Source organism: Microcoleus sp. D2_18a_B4 (assembly GCF_036702475.1).
Lineage (GTDB): Bacteria > Cyanobacteriota > Cyanobacteriia > Cyanobacteriales > Microcoleaceae > Microcoleus.
Genome location: NZ_JAUBTL010000119.1, coordinates 1 through 6,336, shown reverse-complemented (window position 1 = coordinate 6,336; position 6,336 = coordinate 1). Strand labels below are relative to the sequence as shown.

Sequence of the window (6,336 nt, the reverse complement as noted above, 5' to 3'; positions counted from 1 at the left end):
GATTGTCGGTATGATCGAATCAATGACGTGGCGATCGCCTGACTCACTCTTTTAAGATACAAGGGGCGGGTTTTACAGACAATATATAACGAGTACAAACAATCTATATAAACCCGCCCCCACACCACAAATAACCTACATGAACCTTGATTTTGCTAGGAGAAAAACATAGATGGGGATTTACCGTTGGGTGGGGGCGGGTTTACTAGATTGTCGATTATTGACAATTATTGTCGGTGAAACCCGCCCCTACGATCGGCGGTTGAAACCGCAACTACACTTGCCTTGCTTCGGCGCAACGCGAGACTTTAAAAAAGGAGATTTAAAACCGGATGTCATGTAAAAAAAGACGATCGCCCTGATTCATTGTTGCATTCTCAACCAGCTAAACACCTGTTCGGCGGTGATATTCAGGGGAATCATTTCGGGCACAGGAACGACATCGCTACCTTCGCAGAATTGCGGTTGTTGGTTGGGCAAAAATGCTAAAATCGATCGATCGTCTGGATCGATTAGCCACCCCAATTGACAATTATGTTGAAGACAGTGAATAATTTTTCTAGTGACGCGATTTGAGCTTGGCTGTGGCGACAGGATTTCGATCGCCCAATAGGGTGCAATTAGCACATCATCCAACGGTTCACCGCTCTCATCAAATTCAATTTGTTCCCACAATAGTACCGCAATATCTGGAACAATCGATCGACCGCCAAAGGTACACCGCAACTCTGGAAAAGCATAAGCTATCTTTGGAGTTTCCGTCACCTGATTAATTTCGTTGCAGGCTTTGGACTGCAATAGGCTGTGCTTTATTTTCGGCAGCGGTTTTTGGATAATCTCCCCCTCAATGTATTCGCTGGCCGGTTTAGTTTCTGGCAGTTTCAGAAATTCTTCCAGGGTGAGGCGCCCAGTTGCGATTGCCATAAATAAATTCCTCAATTCTACCTATCTTCAGTGTAAGCAAAAGAATATTTGTCTTGCATAAAAATTGTGTTACCTCGCCTAATTTTGCGGAACAATCTGCTGCTTAAACTCAAACAAATTAGGATTTTTCGGGTCATAAAAAGCCCGTAACCAATGCACGTTTGGAGAACCAAAAGTTTCAACTCTAGTAAAATTTTTCATTCTCGGTAGTTGAGTCTCATCGGTAAAATAGGGTAAAGGCTTATCGATGCGGAAATAGTGAGTATCGCCGTGAACGAATACAACCTGCCCTGGGAAATTGCCTGTTTCTGTTTCCAGAGTTGCGATAAAATCGTTGTAACCGCTTCTTCTTTTGTCCGTCGGATCGAATTCAAATCCCGGATTGGCCTGTGCAACTAACACAATTCCTTTGCTGTTGCTGCGTTTGGCTAAAGCAAAACATTCTTTGATCCAGGCTAAGTTAGCCCAATTGCGATCGGCATATTCTGCATCTGCTTCGGGAGTGCGACCAAAATTGTTATTGCTTCCGGGCATATTAATCGCCAAAAACACAACTCCATGATAAATCCACCGAACATTTTCGCGGAATTTAGCAAACTGCGGGTTTTCGCTTTGGCGGGTGAGAATTAAGGTGCGCTTTCCCAAACTTTGATTACCGTTGCTAAATATTTCTCGCAGTTTAGCCAGTCTTTCTACTGGATCGTAACTGCCGTTTTTTGAACGGTGGCAATCCGTCCATTCATTGTCACCATAAGCTAGAATAAACGGGATTTCAAAATTGTCAAATAACTGCTTGCGGCTGAGAAAAGTTGCATCATCGCAGACACTAGAACCGTTTTTAATGTCGCCGTCGTGGACGACAAACGCTGCGGGCGATCGATTGATATCTGCAATCAAATTCGGAAATTGTGCTTCTTGTTCGGCACTGTAGGGCAAATCGCCAATCAAAGCAAATTCAAAAGGTTTATCTGCCGAACTTTCAGCATAGCTCAAAGTACCTAAACCGATAACCGATGCAAAAATTATAAATCCAATAATCAAATATTTTTTAAACATTCCTTCTCCAGTAGCCAGCAAACCATCGATATCCTAACAAAACTTGCGAACATCTCTGTTTTCTTCTTTTCCTCTGTGTTCTCTGTGCTCTCTGTGGTTCAAAAAAAAAATCCGGCCTAAATTGCGATTATTAATGATACCATAAACACGATAAATTACTATAGATAAATTATGAAATTTCCCCAGACGCTCTCGGTAATAGCTGCATTTTTAATGGCTAGCTGCAATATCCAACCCCAAAAAATCAACCAGCAAACCAACACACAGCCTACAGAAAGTCGTAGCTTGCGGGGCGGGACGCCATCGCCAATTGCAGCCTCTGTTCCCGCCCAACCAAAGTCTGAGATCAAAGAAGCAAAACTAATTGCTGTCGGCGACATCATGATGCACAGTACCCAAACGCGATCGGGCTACGACGCAAAAAATAAAACATACAATTTTGACACTTTCTTCGCACCAGTTAAAAGTATCCTGTCAACAGGCGATTGGGTGATCGGAAATCTCGAAACACCTTTAGCGGGCGAAGATGCGGGCGGATATACGGGATATCCGCTATTTAACGCACCGGCTCAATTAGCAGATGCGACTAAAAAAGCCGGATTTAATATCTTGACAACCGCGAACAATCATGCTTTAGACCGTGGAGAAAAAGGAGTAATTAGGACGATCGCCAATCTGAGCGATCGCAAAATTGCTGCCATAGGAACAGCCACATCAGCCGCCGCAGCCGATCGCACTTTTATCAGCACCAAAAACAACATTTCATTAGCCAAGCTAGCCTACACCTACGGCACAAACGGCATTCCCATACCCAAAGGCAAAGATTACTTAGTTTCCCTAATCGACGAAAAAAAGATAGTCAAAGACATAGCCAAAGCCCGCAAACAAGGAGCAGATATTATCGCAATTTCCCTGCATTTTGGCGACGAATATCAGCGACAGCCAAACACCCAACAAAAACAATTAGTGGAAAACCTATTAAAAGCTGGTGCAGACATCATTCTCGGCAGCCATCCCCACGTCGTCCAACCTTACAAAATTTTTAACTTCCCCGGCAAAAATGGGAAAACCCGCAAAGCTGTAGCAATTTATTCAATGGGAAACTTCATTTCCGGTCAGAATAAAAAATATACAGACTTAGGCGTGATTTTCCAAGTAAATCTTCGCAAAACATTGCCAGAAAAAACCACAGAAATTACCAGCATCAAAACCTTTCCGACTTGGGTACACCGCTATACTCAGAACAATAAAACGAACTATCGAGTTTTGCCCTTAGAAACAACTGTCAGCCAGAAAAAAGATGCACTACTAGCAACTTCACAGTATCCTGTTTTATCAAAATATTTGCAGGATATGAACAATCATCTTAACTCTTTGAATAGTCCGAAAAAATCTAAATAATTTGGCATGGCAAATTGGGTATTGGTGAGTGTAATTGGAGCTAGAGCAGATCGAGTTTTATTCCCAGGCAGTGCCCATTGCTAAGGTAACAGCTTAAGCTAGGAAAGCAATCAAGTATCCAACGGAAGAGGGTGTAGTGGAGTAGAGCGACTTGTCTTTTTGTGATTATATTCTTCCGATACACCAAGATAATCTGATGGTTGATATCTGCCGAATATCTCAGCAAAAATGTTAGGCAATTTTCGATAAGGAGAAACACCCATATCTTTAAGCATGATGTCAATATATTGTTGGAAGCGAGTGTTAATCGCACAGGATCGCGAAGGTTCAAATTGAATATTTGCGCGTTTCCACTGGCGGATACATTCAATACTTTTTTCCATATTTTCGCTGGAAGGTAACTCAAGTTCACCACGCAAGTAAGCACACAGCCATTGTGTGGCAATCTCGACTGCTGGCACGTGCATATATCCATGATTGAACCCGGCAAAGGCAATGCCCGGAATGCGAGGATGAAGCAAGTGGCGATATAACTGCACGCCATCGGGTTCGGTTTCCAACATTTTTCGATATTTATCAGGCAAAAATGGAAAAATCGGCGTTTGCGAACCCAAAGATAGAACAACTAAATCGCATGGAATCTCGCAACCATTTTTCAACTTTACTGCTTCTGGCGAAAAACCAGATAATTCTGCACGGTGGGGCGAGATTTTTCCTTCTGCAATAAACGGATAGTAATTTTCAGGCGCAACCGCTGTGGCTGAACGTAAATCAGGCAATAGTTTGTGGTCAGGTTGTACAGCTTTGATGCGGCGCTGGGCCTCTTGACCTTTTCCAGAAACATTTCGCTGAACTTGAAAGCGGAAGATGGATGCAATCAAATCCCAAAAAGCTGAAACAATGAAGCCAAGGCGATTGTGCAGGAAACGTTCAATGGCGGTTGGATGCGCCCAACTTGTCATCATCACTGTTCCAAAGCGGCTGAATAATGCGTAGGTAAAATGTACGCCCAAAATCCATTCGGGGATAAGCCAGCGCGGTGTACGAAATACATGATTTACTTGTGCGCCTTGTTTTGCTGCGAAAGTCGCCATGTCTAAGGCGCTTTTTCCGAAGCCAACGATTACAACTCGTTGATTATCGAATATATCAAGCGTGTGGACATCCCGTTCAGTGATGATTTTCCCGCCGAAATCTTCGATACCTGGAAATGCAGGTTGATACTTTCCTTCTGTATATTGCCCAACTGAGATAACGACGTATCCAAATAATTCTTCGTGAACGCCCTCCTGATTTTTATATCTTAATAGCCAGCCATCTTCTGTTTCTTTTAGTTCGATAACTTCGTGATTTAACCGCACATCAAGCTTTAGATGGTTGACCGCTTGCCCCCAATAATTCAGGATTTGTTCTCCGGTGGGATGTAAATCAGGGGTGAATGGCCAGGGAAAATCAGATAAATGATACTGTTCCCTGATATTTTGCAGGTGTACGTTTGGGTATGCAACTGCCCATACTCCGCCCATCTTTTCGGATTTCTCAAAAACAACTGCTTGGAAGCCATTTTTCTTGAGAATATTGGCTGTCGTAATGCCTGATATTCCCGCGCCAATAATGGCAATTGGCATACCGTTTTTGTATTGCATATATTTGAGTCTCCTGATTGGGTAGGGTTATGAGAGTAATTATCCTGACGGAGTGACAAAAAACCGGACAGCCTTGCACTGATAAGAGTTTAAATCGATCGCTCTCAAAAAGACAGAAGCGTTGTCACGCCGTCAGATCCGCGACCTTAACCCCACCTGCTGATACCTTCGCGCTCTGGTGCGATCGGGCGATCGACAAAATTGCTGTAGGGAAACCGCACTACCGTTTCCTGACTGCCGTTTTCTTACCCGCAGTTTTTTTTAAAGTCGCATAAATTTTCAGTAAATACCGATCTACACACTCGCCAAACCCAAAGTTAAAATATACCCAATAAAAAATAGCTCCTCCTAGCTGTTTTTTTGTCCAGCTAAATATCAGGGAGTGCATCTACGTGTCAATAAATAAAACGCTCAAAGGCAGAGCCACTACACCTGCCCCAGGTTTTACAATGATTGAGCTATTGATAATTATTTTAATCATAGGAATATTTAGTGCGATCGTCGCCCCCTCTTGGCTAATGTTTATCAACAACCACCGTTTAAAGGTATCGCTCGATCGAGCTTATTGGGCAATGGAACTTGCCCACAGCAACGCCAAACGATCCAAAATTTCATGGCAAGCCAGCTTCAAAGAAGTAGGAGAAAATGTACAAATAGCCGTTCACCCAGCCGACATTCCCCCCGGCCAAGTAGCAGCCAGTCAATGGAAAAACCTAGAACCGCAAATTCAAATAGATACAAATGAAACAACAGTGCTCCAAGTAAATGAAAGCAACGAGCAAAAAGCAAAGGGCACAATCCGGCGCGTCATGTTCAACCATCGAGGTTGCCCCGTATCCCGAAGCGACCACGAATGCACGCTAACGAGTATAAGAGCCAAAGGAACCCTAACACTATATCATCCCAACTTAAGAAACAGCCAACGCTGCATCATCATTTCGACTCTTTTAGGACATAAACGCACCTCCCAAAGACAATTAAAACCCAACGAAAACAAAAGACATTGTTACTGACAGGGCGATGAATTATGTGGGGGTAGGGAAACGGCCTTGCCGTGTCCTCAATAGCCTTGTTGTCGATCGTTATGTGCGGATAATTTTGGGGTAGGGAAACGGCCTTGCCGTGTCCTCAATAGCCTTGTTGTCGATCGTTATATTCGATGTCAATTCCTGACGCAACATCTCAGATATAGCGGTTCTCAAGCGTTGTGAGGTATGGGGGCGAGTCCTCGGCCTATGCCCTATGCCCTATGCCCTATGCCCTATGCCCTATGCCCTATGCCCTATGCCCTATGCCCTATGCCCTATGC

The 6,336-nt window shown here is 43.7% G+C and carries 6 protein-coding genes; 3 read left to right on the top strand and 3 right to left on the bottom strand.

Annotation, left to right across the window (positions count from 1 at the left end; all coding sequences use genetic code 11):
• The first annotated feature begins 172 nt into the window (after nt 1-172).
• Nucleotides 173-343, top strand: coding sequence for a hypothetical protein (locus QUB04_RS32050; protein ID WP_333290700.1), 171 nt, complete (start codon nt 173-175; stop codon nt 341-343).
• A gap of 20 nt (nt 344-363) precedes the next feature.
• Here QUB04_RS32050 and QUB04_RS32045 read toward each other — a convergent pair whose 3' ends face one another.
• Together QUB04_RS32045 and QUB04_RS32040 are read right to left on the bottom strand one after the other, a co-directional pair.
• A complete protein-coding gene (locus QUB04_RS32045) occupies nt 364-924 on the bottom strand; it encodes a Uma2 family endonuclease (RefSeq protein ID WP_333290699.1) in 561 nt (186 codons plus the stop codon).
• A gap of 78 nt (nt 925-1,002) precedes the next feature.
• Nucleotides 1,003-1,980, bottom strand: a complete 978-nt coding sequence (locus QUB04_RS32040) for a hypothetical protein (protein WP_333290698.1) — start codon at nt 1,978-1,980, stop codon at nt 1,003-1,005.
• A 171-nt stretch (nt 1,981-2,151) separates the two neighbouring features.
• Here QUB04_RS32040 and QUB04_RS32035 point away from each other — a divergent pair, with 171 nt between their 5' ends.
• Nucleotides 2,152-3,381, top strand: coding sequence for a CapA family protein (locus QUB04_RS32035; RefSeq protein WP_333290697.1), 1,230 nt, complete (start codon nt 2,152-2,154; stop codon nt 3,379-3,381).
• A gap of 110 nt (nt 3,382-3,491) precedes the next feature.
• On the opposite strand, the gene QUB04_RS32030 is transcribed toward QUB04_RS32035, so the two are convergent.
• Nucleotides 3,492-5,027 carry an NAD(P)/FAD-dependent oxidoreductase gene (locus QUB04_RS32030; protein WP_333290696.1) on the bottom strand — a complete coding sequence of 512 codons (1,536 nt, stop codon included), beginning with the start codon at nt 5,025-5,027 and terminating at the stop codon, nt 3,492-3,494.
• Nucleotides 5,028-5,476: 449 nt separating this feature from the next.
• Here QUB04_RS32030 and QUB04_RS32025 point away from each other — a divergent pair, with 449 nt between their 5' ends.
• On the top strand, nt 5,477-6,040 hold the full coding sequence (locus tag QUB04_RS32025; protein ID WP_333290695.1) for a transcriptional regulator: 564 nt from the start codon (nt 5,477-5,479) through the stop codon (nt 6,038-6,040).
• The last annotated feature ends 296 nt before the right edge of the window (nt 6,041-6,336 follow it).

What these genes read in the sequence shown, in the direction of transcription:
- QUB04_RS32030 (WP_333290696.1), bottom strand. Translation starts at nt 5,027, where the DNA reads ATGCAATACAAAAACGGTATGCCAATTGCCATTATTGGCGCGGGAATA.
- QUB04_RS32025 (WP_333290695.1), top strand. Translation starts at nt 5,477, where the DNA reads ATGATTGAGCTATTGATAATTATTTTAATCATAGGAATATTTAGTGCG.
- QUB04_RS32050 (WP_333290700.1), top strand. Translation starts at nt 173, where the DNA reads ATGGGGATTTACCGTTGGGTGGGGGCGGGTTTACTAGATTGTCGATTA.
- QUB04_RS32035 (WP_333290697.1), top strand. Translation starts at nt 2,152, where the DNA reads ATGAAATTTCCCCAGACGCTCTCGGTAATAGCTGCATTTTTAATGGCT.
- QUB04_RS32040 (WP_333290698.1), bottom strand. Translation starts at nt 1,980, where the DNA reads ATGTTTAAAAAATATTTGATTATTGGATTTATAATTTTTGCATCGGTT.
- QUB04_RS32045 (WP_333290699.1), bottom strand. Translation starts at nt 924, where the DNA reads ATGGCAATCGCAACTGGGCGCCTCACCCTGGAAGAATTTCTGAAACTG.